Consider the following 15319-nt stretch of genomic DNA (forward strand, 5'->3'; position numbering starts at 1 on the left):
GAACTGCTGCAGCAAACGCGTTTCGACAGCAAGGCGGACCTGGAGACGACCTTGCTGAACTATTTGAAGCTGTACAACCACCACATTCCGCAGCGCGCACTTGACGCCAAAACGCCCGTCCTGGCACTCAAGGAATGGCAGAAGAAGCGGCCGGAACTATTCATCAAACGCGTCTACGATCAAACGGGACTCGACAGTTAGGCTCAACAGCGACACTTTTCGAAGGCAAGGTCTCAAGATTGCCGTGGAAAAGAACAGGCGATGAAGTGAAGAACTGCGTTTGATCGCTAATTTCGAGCATATGATTAGCGCCCTGCAGCCTCACCCCTTTCTTGCCCCTGATCGTCACCCAGTCCGACTCGCTCAAGAGCGCAAGCACCTTGTTGGCCATGATCTCCACGTCGTCCTCTTGCGCCTGCACGGACACCTTGCCGCCGGCGGCGATCAGCTTCATCCCAGCCTTGTGCACGAACAGCCGGAAGGTCTTGCCGATGCTTGCGAACAGTCCTTCAGTGCTAGCAATCGATAAACTTTTGCCACTGGTAATGGCCGTATGACGGCTGCTGGCGATGTGAGTGGACTGTGCAGAGCTCAGTTCGATACCTGCCGGACTGGCGACGACCAGATGTGGTTCGGCCAACTCTTTGAACTTTCCTGTGCCGCATCCCTGGATGCCTTGGCTCTGGGATTTAAGGTCCTTAACCGTATCCTCTTGCTGAAGTTCTTGCTTCTCCTGCGCGCCGTAGTGCTGTGCTAACCCGACCAGTTGTTCCTGTAAGTCCGCTGCGGTCGATAGCCGCTTAATCGTTTCGCCCATATCCTTGATATGGGATGCGGCGTTCGGCCGTGTTTCCGTCGTTATAAGCATGCCTTGGCCAGCACGCGCCACGCCCCAGGCATTGGTCGCGATTTCCCAGCCTTCGCCACGCGCATCCTTGCGCCCGCTAGTGTCTTCGATGCGCGTAATATGTCCAAGCGACAGCTGGCTGCACTGATGATCGCTCTTCAGCTGCGCCTGGATCTTGCCCGGGGTATCGTCCAGCACCAGGTGATTGCCGCGCCCGCTGCCTTCACCCGACTGCAGTTCGCGGCTGCGTAGACCGCTCAGGGCCTGCTGCTCCGGCAGCTGCCACGGCGGCATGTGCGTGTAGTTGTACAGCACACCGAGAATCAGCGGATGGTCGATGTTCCCGTTGACGAAGACCACGCCCACTTCTTCGCCGACCCGCGGCAGGCGAATATGCCCGAACTCGACACCGGCGCCCGGCGACATTACGCGCAGCCAGGGCGAGCTGTTCTCGTCGTATTTGCCGAGCCGGTCCCAGTGGAACTGGACCTTGACCCGCCCACAGCCGTCGGAATGGATCTCGGCGCCAGCCGGCCCGACCACGATGGCGGTCTGGATGCCGTGATAAGTGCAGGGCTGGCTGTTGTAGTGACGACCCGGGCGCCACCGGATAGCCTTGCGCACGCAGTGAAACGTGTTCTCGTAGTTCGATGGTGCGCCCGGCCCGGCCTGGTAATTGTTGCTGGCTTCGTGGTCGACGGAGAGGATCAGGTAGTCGCGATCACGGATGCTGGGCTGGGCCGGCTCGCCGCGCTTGGGAACGCGCAGCTCGGCGCTGAAGTGGTCGGCAAGCTTGAAGCACCGGCCCGGCTGGGCGGTACGATCGTTGCCGCGGGCTTCGAAGGTTTGCGTGTTCGCGTCGCGCTCGCCCATGCGCTGCTGCGCGAGCTGTTCGCCCTCGTCATGGGTGCGGAAACCGTAGGAGCCCGTGTCTTCGTAGATTTCGTAGGGGAAGACGTCGCCCTGGTTGTTCAGGGACTCGGCGGTCGAGCGTTGCGCGACAGGGTTCTTGTAGTCGAAGCTGGCCAGGGTCGTCTGGCCTGATCCGAGGCGACGCACGGGACTCCATTCGCGGATGCCGTCCTCTTCGAGCGAGCCCGCTTTGTCGCGGAACGGAATTTCGCCAGAATCGTCGACCCCGGTCGGGTCGATGGGCTGGGCGAGCGTGCTCCTGTCGCTGAGCCAGAGCGTGTGCCCATCCGCCCGGTGCTCGTACCAGTAGTGCAGTCCGAGCTCTTCCCAGCGGCGGTGGAGGTGGTTGTAGTCGGTCTCGTCGTACTGGTTCGCGCAGGTCATGCGCGGGTACTCAGCGACGATGACCGGATTCCAGTCGGCCTGGCGGTAGTGGGCAAGGATCAGCTCGGTCAATTCGATGACGCTCTTGCTGTGGAACGACCGGTTGTCCTTGCGCAGCTTGGCGAATGCCAGCCATGGCTCGAGGACCATGTGGTAGAACGCGAAGCCGCCGTCGGTGCGAAGGAAACGGAATTCAGTGACATAGCCGTTGAAGTAGCGCAGCGAGCCGTCTTTGCGCACGAGCGAGATCGTGACCATCCTGGCCATCATCGCCTTCAGCGGAATCTGCGCGTCGTCCGACAGGAGTTCGACCTCGAAGCGGAAGCACCGCGAGACTTCCTCGTGCGCCTTGAGCCGGTTCGGCAGGAGAATGCGATCCGGACCGTCGTTGTAGGGGAATTCCAGGCGCATCAGGCGGACGTGCTGCGCATCGTGGCTGAACGCCGACAGCGCAGCTCCCGCCGCGATCGCTTGGCTTTCGCCCATGTGTTACCTCCGATGGGTTATCAGGTATCAGATTTCCATCGGCTAAGGTAACCAACCGCTTTTCGGGAGACCTTGATTTTAAGTAATAAGGAACTGAGCTGTTGTCCCGATGGGCAGCGACATTGCAGCGAACTTTCGCCACGCATGCTGATTTTGCTCAGCTTGATTGATCTCAAGGCGAGCTGACGAGCGGGTTCTACATTTTTCCTTTGGTTGCCAGCAGGGGCAGCCGATCAGGTACGTGAACACGAAGGCCTGGCGCAATGCGCTGAAGCGGGCCACCATAACGGACTTCCGCTGGCATGACCTACGGCACACCTGGGCCAGTTGGCTGATCCAAAACGGCACGCCGTCGTACGACGTGCAGGAGATGGGCGGCTGGAAGTCAGCCGCAATGGTGCGGCGGTACGCGCACTTGGCGCCGGCACACATGGCGCGGCACGCGGCGGTAGTAGACGGACTGCTGCGCGTCACAAGTACGGCACAGTAGGTAGAAGAGCGGACTGCTGCAGACACAAAAAAAGGCGTCACGATTACTCGTAACGCCTTGATTTGATACCGCAAATTCGTGGTAGGCCGTGCTGGGCTCGAACCAGCGACCAACGGATTAAAAGTCCGCTGCTCTACCAACTGAGCTAACGACCCGAAGAAGGCACGCATTATAGCGGGCCGTTTTGATTTACGCCAGAGGTAACGTAAATCAGTGCGCCACGGTGGACTTCAGCACTTCCTCCGCCGTCGTCACGCCCTCGGCCACTTTGTAGGCTCCGGCGATGCGCAGCGGTTTCATGCCGTCGGCCACGCTTTGCTGGCGCAGCGCGGCCAGGTCCGTCTTTTCCTGCAGCAATTGCGAGAAATTTTCCGTCACGGTGACGAGTTCGTACAGGCCGGTGCGGCCGCGGTATCCCGTCTGACGGCATTCCGGGCAGCCGATCGGCCGGTACACGGTCGTCGGCTTCGGCAGGTTCCAGGTGCCACCCAGGGCCTGCCAGACGTCGTCCGACAGTTCGCCGTCCGCGGCCTTGCAGTGCGGGCATAGCGTGCGCACGAGGCGCTGGGCCATGATGCCGATCAAGGTCGCTTCCAGCAGATAGTAGGGCACGCCCAGTTCCAGCAAGCGCATGACGGCGGACGGCGCGTCGTTCGTGTGCAAGGTCGACAGCACCAGGTGGCCGGTCAGCGCGGCCTGGATCGCCATCTCGGCCGTCTCCAGGTCGCGGATCTCGCCGACCATGATGATGTCCGGGTCCTGCCGCATCAGCGCGCGCACGCCGTCGGCGAACGACAGGTCGATGCCCGGCTGCACCTGCATCTGGTTGAACGACGGCTCGACCATCTCGATCGGGTCCTCGACCGTGCACACGTTGACTTCGCAAGTGGCGAGCGCCTTCAGGGTGGTGTACAGCGTCGTCGTCTTGCCGGAGCCGGTGGGACCGGTGACGAGGATGATGCCGTGCGCACGCTTCGTCAGCGCATCCCAGCGTGCCGCGTCGTCGGGTGGGAAGCCCAGTTCCGGCAGCGTCTTGACGACGACTTCCGGGTCGAAGATGCGCATCACGAGTTTTTCGCCGAACGCCGTCGGCATCGTCGACAGGCGCAGCTCGACTTCCTGGCCGTCGTTCGTGCGCGTCTTGATGCGGCCGTCCTGCGGGCGGCGTTTTTCGATCACGTCCATGCGGCCCAGCAGCTTGATGCGGGCCGTCATGGCGATCATCACGACGGCCGGCACCTGGTACACCTGGTGCAGCACGCCGTCGATGCGGAAGCGGATCGCGCCGGCGTCGCGCTTCGGCTCCAGGTGGATGTCGGACGCGCGCTGTTCGAACGCGTAGCTCCACAGCCAGTCGACGATGTTGACGATGTGCTGGTCGTTCGCGTCGACCTGTTTATTCGTCTTGCCCAGTTCGACCAGCTGCTCGAAGTTGTTGCGCAGGGCGAGGTCCTGGCCGCTGGACTTGTTCGCGTCGCGGATGGATTTCGCGAGGCTGAAGAATTGCGAGATGTATTGCGCGATGTCGAGCGGATTCGCGATCACGAGCTCGATGCGGCGGCGCGAGAGGCGCGCGATCTCGTCCTGCCATTCGGTGCGGAACGGATCGGCCGTCGCGACGACCAGCGTGCCCGCTCCCAATTCCACCGGCAGGATATTGAAACGCGCCGCATAGCTGGCCGACATCACGTCCGCGACCTTGGTGAAATCGATCTTGAGCGGATCGATGCGGAAGAAGGGCAGGCCGACTTTGCCGGCGCACCATTCGCTGAGCACGTCCAGCGTGAGCAGTTTATGGGGAGCCTTTGCCGACACGATCTTGCACTGCGCGACCGCCGTCAGCGGGTGCATCGACCCGACCGCATTTTTGAGGAGGCTTTGCGCCTGGGCGAAGTGCGGCTTGACGGTCGATTTCTCGACGATGCCGTCGGCCAGCAGCCACGAAAAGATGGCTTGCAGGTCGAGGGCCTTTGGTTTTTGCATGTCAGTTCGCGCCGGCCGCCGCGATGCCCCTGACCCAGGACTTGGCCGGCAGCTTCGTCGCGGCCACGATCTGCGCGGCGCGTGCGGCGAGGCGGTCCTTGTCGAGATCCGGCTTCTTCTTGAAGCACAGCGCGACGACGTTGCCGTCGTGGACCTCCGGCAGGCAGATCACGTGGGCGAACGCGAAGCGCATGGCCTTGATGTTCTTCGCGAAGCTGGGGTGGTCGCCGAACAGGTTGACGGTCATGACGCCGCGGTCCGTCAGGCAGGCGTCGCAGGCCCGGTAGAACTCGGGCGTGTCGAGCACGGGGCCGCGCGCGGTGGCGTCGTACAGGTCGCACTGCAGGGCATCGATCGTGTCGTGGTTGGCCTCGTCGAGCACGAAGTCCAGCGCGTCCATCTCGCGTACGCGCAGGCGTTCGTCTTCCGGCGGCAGTTTGAACATCGAATTGCAGATCGCGATCACGGAGGGATTCAGTTCCACCGCGGTTACCTGCGCCTGCGGGAACTGGCGATACGAGAACTTGGTCAAAGCCGCAGCGCCCAGGCCAAGCTGGACGATGGTGTGCGGGTCGTCGATGAACAGCATCCAGGCCATCATCTGCTGAGCGTACTCGAGTTCAGGCCAGTCCGGCTTGCGGATGCGCATGGCACCTTGCACCCATTCGGTACCGAAATGGAGGTAGCGCACACCGTCCTGTTCGGACAGGGTGACGGGCGCAAACTTGGGCTTGCGGGCGGGACGGCGCGACGATTCGGCCTGTTCGATGGATTTGCGTTTGATGAGCATAGGATGAGCGAAAGAAGCATCCTATTATCGGCGGGAAGGAATCCGCAGCGCAAGAAGCGCTGCGGATGGCAGCAGACGCTGCGGAGGAAGCCGACGGTGCGGAGAAGGGGGACGTCCCCCGCACCGGAAGTATTACTGGTATTGATCCGGTTCGACCGACACGCGCAGGCGCACGCGGTTGCCCGGGTCGCGGTTCATGACCGTCGTGTAGGTGTGGCCGCGGTAATCGTAGGTCACGTCGTAGCCGTTCGTGCGCTCCTGGACGGAGTCGACGGTGCGGCAGCGCTGCACGGCCTGTTCCTGCACTTGCGGGCCGTAGTTGCGGCCGTTGTTGTCGACGTTGTCGCCGACCATGCCGCCCGCGATCGCACCGGCCGCGGCTGCCGCGACGCGACCGTTGCCGCCACCCACCTGGCTGCCCAGCAGGGCGCCAGCGATGCCGCCGATGACGGTGCCCGCCTGGCTGCGCTGTTGCGGCACCTGGGCCTGCACGTAGTCGGTACGGCATTCCTGGCGCGGCGTACGCACCTGCTCGATGCGCGGCTGGACGCGCGTCACGCGGCCGAAGTCCTCGAAATCGCCGGCCTGTGCCTGGGCCAGCGGCAGGGCGCACACGCCCAGGGCGGAGAGAATCAGTTTGGCTTTGACGTTCATGCTCATACCTCGTTTTGGTGGTGCTTCTGATCTGTTGGTATCCAAGGGCGTTTCGCCCACAACTGAATCTTAGCGCTGGTTGGCATTCATATCCGATCCGTGTGGCAACAAAATGTAACAGCAGGTATACGCGCCAAAACGCCTGGTTCAGAGGAGAAAACCGTGGAAAAAGCGTCAACAATGGATGAAAAAACTCGTCTTTTTTTACAAATGTGAGCGGCTCGTCCATATTCGGGTTGATTCGCTTACCACAAAACGTTACCCTTAGGAGACTTGGGGTTTTATTGGCGCGTGGAAATCAGACCAGGAGAAAGCGAACAAACCCGCCGCTTCCGCAAACACCGCGCGCTGGAGCAGCAGAACCAGACTGGGTGACTTGAGGAAAAAATGAGTTTGTTGATGAGAGTACCGCCGAATCTTGTGCAGTCCATCCGCGCTTACCGTGCACCGGAGCTGCAGAAGGAGGCGATGCGCCTTGGTCATCATTTTCTCTATGCCCTGTGCACGAATGCGCTGACGAAGCAGCAGGTCTGTGCCCGCATCGGCGAGCAATTCTTCTTCCCCAAACCCTGCAGCAAGAATTTCGACGCGCTGCGCAACTGCCTCACCGAAGTCATCGCCGAAGCCGGACCGCAACCCGGTTTCATCGCCGTGCTGGACCAATTGCCGAATACGCAAAAATTCGACAAGGAAGCGCGCGAAACCCTGCTCGACGTATTCCGCGACGCGGCCGAATTCTGGGCCGAGAAAAAAGTCCCGTTCCGCGTATTTTATTCCTTCGAAGAGCCGCAATCCCCCCAACCCGTGGGGTGGGTGGGCCCCCACGCCTTCAAGTAAGCGCGGCGTTGCCGTCATTTCCTTCCTTGGGTCCGCCCATCGGCTCGGGTTACAATGCGCGCTTATGAAAAATATCGTGATCCTTATTTCTGGCCGCGGCAGCAACATGGAAGCCATCGTGCGCGCGCAGCAGGCCGAAGCCTGGCCGGCCCGTATCGCCGCCGTGATCAGCAATAAGCCGGACGCCAAGGGCCTTGCATTTGCAGCGTCCCACGGCATTCCGACCGCCGTCGTCCCCAACAAGGAATTCCCGACCCGCGAAGCGTTCGACGCCGCCCTCCAGGAAACGATCGACCGGTTCAATCCGGATCTCGTCGTGCTGGCCGGCTTCATGCGCATCCTGACGGCGCCGTTCGTCGAGCACTACGCGGGCCGCATGCTGAACATCCACCCGTCGCTGCTGCCGCTGTTCCCCGGACTGCACACGCACCGGCAGGCGCTGGACGCGGGCGTGGCGGAACACGGCGCGACCGTGCATTTCGTCACCGCCGAGCTGGACCACGGTCCGGCCGTGATCCAGGCGCGCATCCCCGTGCTGCCGGGCGATACGGAAGACAGCCTGGCCGAACGCCTGCTGGCCGAGGAACACGTCATCTATCCGAAAGCGGTGCGCCTGTTCATCGAAGACAGGCTCAGCATCGAAAACGGCGAGGTCCGGATCGCCGTGACCCCCTGAATCCACCAAGGAACACCCATGAGATTGCCACCCGCGATACTCGGCAATGCTGAAGAGGTATTGCGCGAGATCCTGCGCTTTACTTCCCCTGCCGACGTCACCCTGTCGCGCTACTTCAAGGACCACCCCCGTCTCGGCGGACGCGAACGCGGCGCCATCGCCGAATGCGTCTATGCCGTCCTGCGTCAGAAATCGTTCTTCACCGATTTCGCCGGTACCGGCGCGTCGATGCGCCGCCTCACGGTGCTCGGCATGGCCGAAGCCATCGGCGCCGACTCGCTGGGCGGCCTGTCGGAAGACGAAACGGCCCTGCTGACGCGCATCAAGGAAATCGACCGTTCGCTGCTGCCGCCGAAGAAACTGGCGAACCTGCCCGACTGGCTGTACGACAAATTCGTCGCCCAGTATGGCGAGGAAGAGACCCTGGCCCTGGCGGCCGTGCTGAATACGGCGGCGCCGCTGGACCTGCGCGTGAATTCGCTGAAGGCGGACCGCGACAAGGTCATCGCCGAACTGGCGACCGCCCCGATCGCCGCCGAGCCGACGCCGTACTCGGCGCTGGGCTTGCGCATCTGGAAAAAGCCGGCGCTGCAGAACCTGCCTCTATTCAAGGAAGGCGCGATCGAAGTCCAGGACGAGGGCAGCCAGGTGCTGGCCCAGCTGCTGGGCGCGCGCCGCGGCGAGATGGTCGTCGACTTTTGCGCCGGTGCCGGCGGCAAGACGCTGGCCATCGGCGCGATCATGCGCAGCACAGGCCGCCTGTATGCCTTCGACGTGTCGGAAAAGCGCCTGACCAAGCTGAAGCCGCGCCTGGCGCGCAGCGGGCTGTCGAACGTGCATCCGGTCGTCATCGCGCACGAACGTGACGCGAAAGTGAAGCGTTTGGCCGGCAAGATCGACCGCGTCCTCGTCGATGCGCCATGCTCCGGCATGGGTACGCTGCGCCGCAATCCGGACGTGAAATGGCGTCAGCAGCCGGAAGGTATCGCGGAGTTGACGGAAAAACAGGCTTCGATCCTGGACGGCGCCGCGCGCCTCGTGAAATTCGGTGGACGCCTCGTCTATGCGACGTGCAGCCTGCTGGACGAAGAAAACGAGGGCATCGTGCAGGGCTTCCTCGCCTCGCACCCGGACTTCGAACTGGTGCCGATGCACAAGGTCCTGGCCGAGCAGCGCATCCCGCTGGAGATGGGCAATTACCTCAAGATGCTGCCGCACAAGCACGGCACGGACGGCTTCTTTGCCGCCGTGCTGGAGCGCAAGGCCGCACCCGCCAAGGCCGTTGCCGACGAGTCCGACGAAGACGCTGCTTCGGAGTAATTGGGGCCGATGCCGCTGACCAACCTGATCGATGACCTGTTCGACGACCTGAGCCGCCCCGGCATGCCGTGGCAGCTCGGGTCCATCGTCGCTTCGATCCTGTTCGGCTGGCTCAGCGCGCAACTGGTCCGCCTGTGGTGGCGCCGCCGCCGCGGCGAGGACGGCAGCCTGCTGCACACGGGCGTGGAAAGTTTTACGCGCGTCGTGGCGCCGCTGCTCGTCGTCGGGTTGTTGTACCTGGCGCAGGTGGTGCTGACCAAAACCCACTTCCACACGAACATCGTCAAGGTGGCGATCCCCGTGTTCTGGTCGCTGGCCGCCATCCGCCTCGTGTTCTACCTGCTGCGCCGCGTGTTCGCGCGCCGCGGACAGCTGGGGCAGACGCTCGTCACGTTCGAAAAGATCTTCGCGCTCGTCGCATGGCTCGCGGTGGCGTTGTACATCACGGGCCTGTGGCCGGATATCTTCGATTTCCTAGACAGCTACAAGATCCAGTTCGGTCCGAAGAAATCCAACAGCGTCACCCTGGCCGACATCGCGCAGGCCGTCGCGTCCGTCGTCGTGATGCTGATGCTGGCCCTGTGGGCCGGCGCCGCGCTGGAAGAGCGGCTGATGGGCGTGCACGCGCTGCACAGCTCGCTGCGGGTGGCGCTGGCGCGCCTGGGCCGCGCGCTGATGATCGTCGGCGCCGTGCTGCTGAGTCTGAACCTTGTCGGCATCGACCTCACCGTGCTGTCCGTGTTCGGCGGCGCCCTGGGCGTCGGCCTCGGTCTCGGTATGCAGCGGATTGCCAGCAACTACGTGTCCGGCTTCATCATCCTGCTCGAACGGAGCCTGTCCATCGGCGACATGATCACGGTCAGCACGTTCACAGGAAAGGTCACCCAGATCAACACGCGCTACACCGTGTTGCAGGGCCTGGACGGCGTCGAGACCGTGTTGCCGAACGAGTTACTCATTTCCGGCCCGGTGCAGAACCAGTCGCTGACGACGCGCAGGGTGCGTGCATCGACGAAGATCACGGTCGCGTACGGTTCCGACCTGGAGCAGGTGATGCCGTTGCTGGTGGCGCAGGCCGTCGGCACGCCGCGCGTGCTGGAAGATCCGGCGCCCGGCATTTCGCTGTCGCGCTTCGGTCCCGACGGCTACGAGCTCGACCTGGGTTTTTGGATCGCCGATCCGGAGAACGGGCAGGGCGGTGTCGTTTCGGAAATCAATAAAAAGGTGTATGCGCTGGTGCAGTCCGGTACCGTCAAACTGGGCTTTCCATCTGTTGATACCCGCCTCCTCGACTCCCATATAGCATCGGTTGTGGCGCGGATCACGCAGCCGGCGCAGAATTCTTAGCCGGGAGCGCGTCGATTGCGTCACGGCGTGCCGTGCGGCACCGGTTACGCGTAAAATGCATCTTTGCGTCACACATTAAAGCGTGACACTCTTGCCATCATGACTGTTCCATAGAAAGAACGGCATTCTTCTCATCCTTAGTGGAGTATCGATGAATTTTCTCAGCAACATCCTGCACGCCGTGCTGTCCTTCCTGGACGGCGGTCTGTTCGACCTGTCGGTCTGGCAGATGGTCGTGTACACGCTGGTCGTCACGCACATCACGATCGCCGGCGTGACGATTTACCTGCACCGTCACCAGGCGCACCGCGCGCTGGACCTCCATCCGATCGTGAGCCACTTCTTCCGCTTCTGGCTGTGGTTGACCACGGGCCAGGTGACCAAGGAATGGGCTGCAGTGCACCGCAAGCACCACGCCAAGTGCGAGACGGTCGACGACCCGCATAGCCCGGTGACGCGCGGCATCAAGGAAGTGTTGCTGCGTGGCGCGGAGCTGTATCGTGCCGAAACGAAGAACCAGGAAACGCTGGACAAGTACGGCCACGGCTGCCCGAACGACTGGATCGAGAACAACCTGTACACGAAGTACAGCTGGCTGGGCGTATCGATGCTGCTGCCGCTGAGCGTCGCGCTGTTCGGCGTTGCCGGCATCACGATCTGGGCCGTGCAGATGCTGTGGATCCCGATCACGGCGGCCGGCATCATCAACGGCATCGGCCACTACTGGGGCTACCGCAACTACGACTGCAACGATGCGGCCCGGAATATCATGCCGTGGGGCATCATCATCGGCGGTGAAGAGCTGCACAACAATCACCATACGTTCGCCACGTCGGCGAAGCTGTCGAGCAAGTGGTACGAGTTCGACATCGGCTGGGCGTACATCCGCATGATGGAAATGGTGGGCCTGGCCAAGGTCAAGAAGACCATTCCGAAGCCGAGACTGCAAAAGAACAAGCTGGAAGCCGACTTCGACACGCTGCAGGCCGTCATCGCCAACCGCTACGACGTGATGGCGAAATATGCCAAGTCCGTCAAGTACGCGTTCCGCGAAGAAGTGGAGCACCTGAAGCAAAAGGCCGAGCTGGAATCCCGCTTCCTGAAGAGCTCGCGCAAGCTGATGCAGCGCGAGCCGGCCAAGCTGCAGGCGCCGCAACAGGCCCAGCTGGTCGAACTGTTCCAGCACAGCAAAGCCCTGGAAACGATGCACCAGATGCGCGTGGAACTGGGCGCGATCTGGGAACGCTCGCACTCGACCCGCGACCAGCTGCTGCACCAGCTGCAGGACTGGTGCACCCGCGCCGAAGCGTCGGGCATCAAGGCGCTGCAAGAGTTTTCGATGCGCCTGCGCAGCTATGCGTAAGCAGGCATGACATGGCCGGCATGGCCGGCCCATGACAGACACCCCTCGTGCAGGGGTGTTTTCTTTTCCGGGGCCTGATCGGCGGCGGTGCCTGAAATGGCTGGTGCATCGAACAGCGCGCGCGTATGATCGCCGAGAGGGAGGGTATCGGCGTCAATCGGGCGTGTCCTGCCAAGTCCGGAGAACCTGTCATGATAGAGCGTCAACGCCGTTCAGACGAAGCGACCGCAAACGCCGTCGCGCGCGGTCTGAACATCCTTTATGTTCGTAACGCGGACCTCGCCCAACGCTACATGGAACACAAACACGTTCCGCTCCAGGTTATCCACCGGGTGCTGACCCGCCCTGACTTGCGCCGCCGGCTCAGCCCGGAGCAATCGATTTCGGAAGCCATCACGCCTTCGCCGCCGGACGAGTCCGGGCGATAGGCGGCGCCCGCACTAGGTGGCGTCCCGTCCAGACTCGGGCGACAGGAGCTCGGCGTCGGCGCCTTCCTGCGCGGTGGCATGTTCGGCCCGCATGCTGTCGTCGATCGACTGGCGCTCCTCGGCGGCCAGCTCGGGCGGATCCAGCATGTCCGCCAGCATGGCGGCGAGTTCAGGCGTGTCCCACGGGATGCCGCTGCGTTCCTTGATGTGGATATAGTGCCGGATTTCGCTGTCCTGCTCGGATGTGAGCGGCAATCCGCGAAAGGTATTGGACGGTCTGGACTCTTTCATGATGCTCTCGATTCATATCCCGTTTCCGGGCCTGGCCTGAAGGCGCTCTATGCGCGTCATCGAGATGGCATGGGGCGGTGCTGGTGCTATTCGACTCTACGCGCATCCGTCACGGGCGGGCGCACGGCAGTTCGTCGGACGCTCAGCGGCAGAACGCTACCGACGGATAGCCGCAAGCGATCATCGTGCCGACGTCCGGATTTGCCAGGTAATCCAGGTGCGCCGTCACCGGGTTTTCGATCAAGCCCAGCCACGTGCTGTCGTTTGACACGAGCACGTCCGCCACGGCCACGTCCGGCGCCGTGTAGCGGGCGGCCAGCAGGCGGTAGGACAGCAAATCGTTTGGATCGGTGAAGGCGACGACGGCCAGGCGCTGCAGGGTGTCCGCGCGGCGGTTGGGCTGGCGCCGGCGCAAGTCCAGGAAGCGCTGCAACGCGTCTTGCGTGGCGATCGCCCGCTGTGCCGCCGCCGACTGCTCGGCCAGGCCCAGGATGGGCAACTGGTTGCCGGCCATGAACAGCAGTCCCAGCCGGCGCGCTGCCTGCTGGCCCAGCGCCCGCGTCTGCGGTTGCCACGATTCCAGCATGGCGCTCAGGGCGTCGAACAGCATCTTGCTGCCCAGGCTTTCCGCGACGACGACGAGCGGCGCCTCGCTGTCGGGATCCTGCTCGAGCACCTGCGCGATCGTCCGCACCATCGCATCGCGGATCGCGACGTGGCTTTCGCCCTGGTAGATGACGGCGTCGGACAGGCAATCGTTCAGCAGGTTGTCCTTGACGTAGCCGTTCAGCGACGCGCGCTTCGGCTTGCATGCGCCGGCCGCGGTGCAATCCGTCGGCGTGCCGGTCATGTCGACGTCGAGCTGGTGTTTGAGCCCGGCCGTCAGCGGCGACCACACGAGGGCGTGGAAGCGGACCGTGCCGCCGGCGAGCCTGCGCGTGCGCTCGACGACTTCCACGCGCGGCGCAGCCGCGGTGCTGGCAGGTGTCGGCGCGTGCGCTTCGACGATGCCCGTGATGCGGTCGATCTGGCGCTCGGCCCAGGCCGTATCGTGGGTGCACATGCCGTGGACGAGGAGCACGTCGACGGGACGCGTGCCGGCTTCCGCGACGCTGCTGGCAATGCCGGGAAAGGTCGCGCTGCCATGCACGACGGCGGGAGGGCGGTAGGGCGTGGAGCAGGCGGCGAGGCCGGCAAGGGCGGCCAGGGCAGGCAGGAGCGACAGTCGGGTAGGCCACAGGTTGTGCCACATAAGTCGATTCTCCAGCGAAGGTGGACGATCGACTATAACGACGCGGGAGAGTGGATCAAATGACCCCAATCAATGGCACAGAAAAACAAAAAAGCCGCACACGGTGAGGTGGGCGGCTTTTTTTGAAAGAACCAGATTACTTGATCTTGGTTTCTTTGTAGACCACGTGCTTGCGAGCTTTCGGGTCGAATTTGGTGATTTCCATCTTCGCCGGCATCGTGCGCTTGTTCTTGGTCGTGGTGTAGAAGTGACCGGTACCTGCGGTCGATTCCAGTTTGATCTTGTCGCGGCCAGTTTTTGCCATGATGACTCCCTAATTAGATTTTCTCGCCGCGGGCGCGCATATCGGCCAGCACAGCGTCGATGCCGAGCTTGTCGATGACGCGCAGGCCGGCGTTCGAAATACGCAGGGAGACCCAGCGGTTTTCGGATTCTACGAAGATGCGGCGGTTCTGCAGGTTCGGCAGAAAACGACGCTTGGTTTTGTTGTTGGCGTGGGAGACGTTGTTGCCAACCATCGGACCCTTGCCAGTAACTTGGCAAACACGTGCCATAGCGCACTCCTTGAATAAACTTCCACAATCGGAAAAACGAGAGTATAGCTTGAAAACCGTCGAGTAATCAACAACTTGCGGAAAAAAATTGTTAATAAATGAATCGACGAGATTTAACAATCGTGAATTCTCGCAATGTTTGCTTCGTAAGGGCTTGTTTACACACTGTTATTCGCGCGTCCGATATGCGCAACGAGCGCCCGCAGGGCGGCCGTAATCGGCGCCGCGAAGCGTGGTTCCGACGCGATCCGGTCCGGCTCGACGCGGGAGCCGATGACGGGGATGCGCAGGCAGGCGTCGAGGACGAGGTCGGCCGACATCGTGCGCAGCGTCTCTTTCAGCGCCTCGTCCGCGTGGAAGGACTGATACGACGGATTCAGCACGGCGACCGGCTTCCCCGCGAACGGCGCGTGGTTCACGACCCAGTCCAGCGTGTTCTTGATGGTGCCCGTGACGCCGTGCGCGTATTCGGGACTGGCGATGAGGAGGGCGTCGGCCGCCGTGATCGCCTCCTGCAGGGCCAGCACGCCGGCAGGGATCTCGGTGCGCTCGGGACTGAACAGCGGGAAATCCAGGTGGTGTTCGAAGAGGTGGATGGCGACACCGTCGGGCGCGAGGTCGCGGCAGGCGCGCAGCAGGCCGGCGCTCATCGAGCGGGCGCGCTGGCTGCCGCAGAGGGCGAGGAGTTGGAGGGACATCGGCGCA

General features: G+C 62.7%; 15 protein-coding genes, 1 tRNA gene and 2 pseudogenes. 8 read left to right on the plus strand and 10 right to left on the minus strand.

What is annotated here, in order from left to right:
- A pseudogene (locus tag ASD28_RS32355) lies at nucleotides 1-201 on the plus strand (IS481 family transposase); the annotation flags it as partial.
- Here ASD28_RS32355 and ASD28_RS26760 read toward each other — a convergent pair.
- Nucleotides 164-2629 carry a type VI secretion system Vgr family protein gene (locus tag ASD28_RS26760; RefSeq protein ID WP_056136051.1) on the minus strand — a complete coding sequence of 822 codons (2466 nt, stop codon included), beginning with the start codon at nucleotides 2627-2629 and terminating at the stop codon, nucleotides 164-166. The pseudogene ASD28_RS32355 and the gene ASD28_RS26760 overlap by 38 nt on opposite strands.
- Before the next feature lie 232 nt (nucleotides 2630-2861).
- Here ASD28_RS26760 and ASD28_RS26765 point away from each other — a divergent pair.
- A pseudogene (locus ASD28_RS26765) lies at nucleotides 2862-3119 on the plus strand (tyrosine-type recombinase/integrase); the annotation flags it as partial.
- A gap of 79 nt (nucleotides 3120-3198) precedes the next feature.
- Here ASD28_RS26765 and ASD28_RS26770 read toward each other — a convergent pair.
- The 4 genes from ASD28_RS26770 to ASD28_RS26785 all read right to left on the minus strand — a co-directional run bounded on the left by ASD28_RS26770 (nucleotide 3199) and on the right by ASD28_RS26785 (nucleotide 6546).
- A tRNA-Lys gene (locus ASD28_RS26770) sits at nucleotides 3199-3274 on the minus strand.
- 55 nt (nucleotides 3275-3329) lie between these two features.
- Nucleotides 3330-5102, minus strand: coding sequence for a GspE/PulE family protein (locus tag ASD28_RS26775; protein WP_056136056.1), 1773 nt, complete (start codon nucleotides 5100-5102; stop codon nucleotides 3330-3332).
- Nucleotide 5103: 1 nt separating this feature from the next.
- Nucleotides 5104-5892 carry a hypothetical protein gene (locus tag ASD28_RS26780; RefSeq protein ID WP_056136059.1) on the minus strand — a complete coding sequence of 263 codons (789 nt, stop codon included), beginning with the start codon at nucleotides 5890-5892 and terminating at the stop codon, nucleotides 5104-5106.
- Nucleotides 5893-6024: 132 nt separating this feature from the next.
- Entirely contained in the window at nucleotides 6025-6546 is a 522-nt protein-coding gene (locus ASD28_RS26785; protein WP_056136062.1) for a glycine zipper 2TM domain-containing protein, read from the minus strand.
- A 387-nt stretch (nucleotides 6547-6933) separates the two neighbouring features.
- Between ASD28_RS26785 and ASD28_RS26790 the strand changes: the two genes are divergently transcribed.
- The 6 genes from ASD28_RS26790 to ASD28_RS26815 all read left to right on the plus strand — a co-directional run bounded on the left by ASD28_RS26790 (nucleotide 6934) and on the right by ASD28_RS26815 (nucleotide 12517).
- Nucleotides 6934-7383, plus strand: a complete 450-nt coding sequence (locus tag ASD28_RS26790) for a barstar family protein (RefSeq protein WP_049809485.1) — start codon at nucleotides 6934-6936, stop codon at nucleotides 7381-7383.
- Nucleotides 7384-7447: 64 nt separating this feature from the next.
- Nucleotides 7448-8059 carry a phosphoribosylglycinamide formyltransferase gene (gene purN, locus ASD28_RS26795; RefSeq protein ID WP_056136065.1) on the plus strand — a complete coding sequence of 204 codons (612 nt, stop codon included), beginning with the start codon at nucleotides 7448-7450 and terminating at the stop codon, nucleotides 8057-8059.
- An 18-nt stretch (nucleotides 8060-8077) separates the two neighbouring features.
- The gene (locus ASD28_RS26800) at nucleotides 8078-9379 is read left to right on the plus strand and encodes an RsmB/NOP family class I SAM-dependent RNA methyltransferase (protein WP_056136068.1); all 1302 of its coding nucleotides are present in this window, start codon (nucleotides 8078-8080) and stop codon (nucleotides 9377-9379) included.
- 9 nt (nucleotides 9380-9388) lie between these two features.
- Nucleotides 9389-10726, plus strand: coding sequence for a mechanosensitive ion channel family protein (locus ASD28_RS26805; RefSeq protein ID WP_056136071.1), 1338 nt, complete (start codon nucleotides 9389-9391; stop codon nucleotides 10724-10726).
- Between the two features lie 151 nt (nucleotides 10727-10877).
- Nucleotides 10878-12089 carry a fatty acid desaturase gene (locus ASD28_RS26810; protein ID WP_056136074.1) on the plus strand — a complete coding sequence of 404 codons (1212 nt, stop codon included), beginning with the start codon at nucleotides 10878-10880 and terminating at the stop codon, nucleotides 12087-12089.
- 191 nt (nucleotides 12090-12280) lie between these two features.
- Nucleotides 12281-12517, plus strand: a complete 237-nt coding sequence (locus tag ASD28_RS26815; RefSeq protein WP_082577219.1) for a hypothetical protein — start codon at nucleotides 12281-12283, stop codon at nucleotides 12515-12517.
- Between the two features lie 12 nt (nucleotides 12518-12529).
- On the opposite strand, the gene ASD28_RS26820 is transcribed toward ASD28_RS26815, so the two are convergent.
- The 5 genes from ASD28_RS26820 to ASD28_RS26840 all read right to left on the minus strand — a co-directional run bounded on the left by ASD28_RS26820 (nucleotide 12530) and on the right by ASD28_RS26840 (nucleotide 15312).
- Nucleotides 12530-12808, minus strand: coding sequence for a hypothetical protein (locus tag ASD28_RS26820; protein WP_056136080.1), 279 nt, complete (start codon nucleotides 12806-12808; stop codon nucleotides 12530-12532).
- A gap of 142 nt (nucleotides 12809-12950) precedes the next feature.
- Nucleotides 12951-14060 (minus strand): hypothetical protein, encoded by a 1110-nt coding sequence (locus ASD28_RS26825; RefSeq protein WP_056136083.1) that lies wholly within the window; start codon nucleotides 14058-14060, stop codon nucleotides 12951-12953.
- A 136-nt stretch (nucleotides 14061-14196) separates the two neighbouring features.
- Nucleotides 14197-14364, minus strand: coding sequence for a 50S ribosomal protein L33 (gene rpmG / locus ASD28_RS26830; protein ID WP_029755886.1), 168 nt, complete (start codon nucleotides 14362-14364; stop codon nucleotides 14197-14199).
- A gap of 13 nt (nucleotides 14365-14377) precedes the next feature.
- On the minus strand, nucleotides 14378-14614 hold the full coding sequence (rpmB, locus tag ASD28_RS26835) for a 50S ribosomal protein L28 (RefSeq protein WP_025511730.1): 237 nt from the start codon (nucleotides 14612-14614) through the stop codon (nucleotides 14378-14380).
- Nucleotides 14615-14772: 158 nt separating this feature from the next.
- Nucleotides 14773-15312: an NADPH-dependent FMN reductase gene (locus ASD28_RS26840; protein ID WP_056136086.1), complete on the minus strand. Its 540-nt coding sequence runs from the start codon at nucleotides 15310-15312 to the stop codon at nucleotides 14773-14775.
- Nucleotides 15313-15319: the final 7 nt, after the last annotated feature.

It is taken from the genome of Massilia sp. Root133 (assembly GCF_001426525.1).
Classification (GTDB): domain Bacteria; phylum Pseudomonadota; class Gammaproteobacteria; order Burkholderiales; family Burkholderiaceae_D; genus Telluria; species Telluria orientalis.

Coding starts and splice junctions, on each gene's coding strand:
- ASD28_RS26805 (WP_056136071.1), top strand. CDS start 9,389: ATGCCGCTGACCAACCTGATCGATGACCTGTTCGACGACCTGAGCCGC.
- ASD28_RS26780 (WP_056136059.1), bottom strand. CDS start 5,892: ATGCTCATCAAACGCAAATCCATCGAACAGGCCGAATCGTCGCGCCGT.
- ASD28_RS26760 (WP_056136051.1), bottom strand. CDS start 2,629: ATGGGCGAAAGCCAAGCGATCGCGGCGGGAGCTGCGCTGTCGGCGTTC.
- rpmG (WP_029755886.1), bottom strand. CDS start 14,364: ATGGCAAAAACTGGCCGCGACAAGATCAAACTGGAATCGACCGCAGGT.
- ASD28_RS26840 (WP_056136086.1), bottom strand. CDS start 15,312: ATGTCCCTCCAACTCCTCGCCCTCTGCGGCAGCCAGCGCGCCCGCTCG.
- ASD28_RS26790 (WP_049809485.1), top strand. CDS start 6,934: ATGAGTTTGTTGATGAGAGTACCGCCGAATCTTGTGCAGTCCATCCGC.
- ASD28_RS26800 (WP_056136068.1), top strand. CDS start 8,078: ATGAGATTGCCACCCGCGATACTCGGCAATGCTGAAGAGGTATTGCGC.
- rpmB (WP_025511730.1), bottom strand. CDS start 14,614: ATGGCACGTGTTTGCCAAGTTACTGGCAAGGGTCCGATGGTTGGCAAC.
- ASD28_RS26785 (WP_056136062.1), bottom strand. CDS start 6,546: ATGAACGTCAAAGCCAAACTGATTCTCTCCGCCCTGGGCGTGTGCGCC.
- ASD28_RS26775 (WP_056136056.1), bottom strand. CDS start 5,102: ATGCAAAAACCAAAGGCCCTCGACCTGCAAGCCATCTTTTCGTGGCTG.
- ASD28_RS26815 (WP_082577219.1), top strand. CDS start 12,281: ATGATAGAGCGTCAACGCCGTTCAGACGAAGCGACCGCAAACGCCGTC.
- purN (WP_056136065.1), top strand. CDS start 7,448: ATGAAAAATATCGTGATCCTTATTTCTGGCCGCGGCAGCAACATGGAA.
- ASD28_RS26820 (WP_056136080.1), bottom strand. CDS start 12,808: ATGAAAGAGTCCAGACCGTCCAATACCTTTCGCGGATTGCCGCTCACA.
- ASD28_RS26825 (WP_056136083.1), bottom strand. CDS start 14,060: ATGTGGCACAACCTGTGGCCTACCCGACTGTCGCTCCTGCCTGCCCTG.
- ASD28_RS26810 (WP_056136074.1), top strand. CDS start 10,878: ATGAATTTTCTCAGCAACATCCTGCACGCCGTGCTGTCCTTCCTGGAC.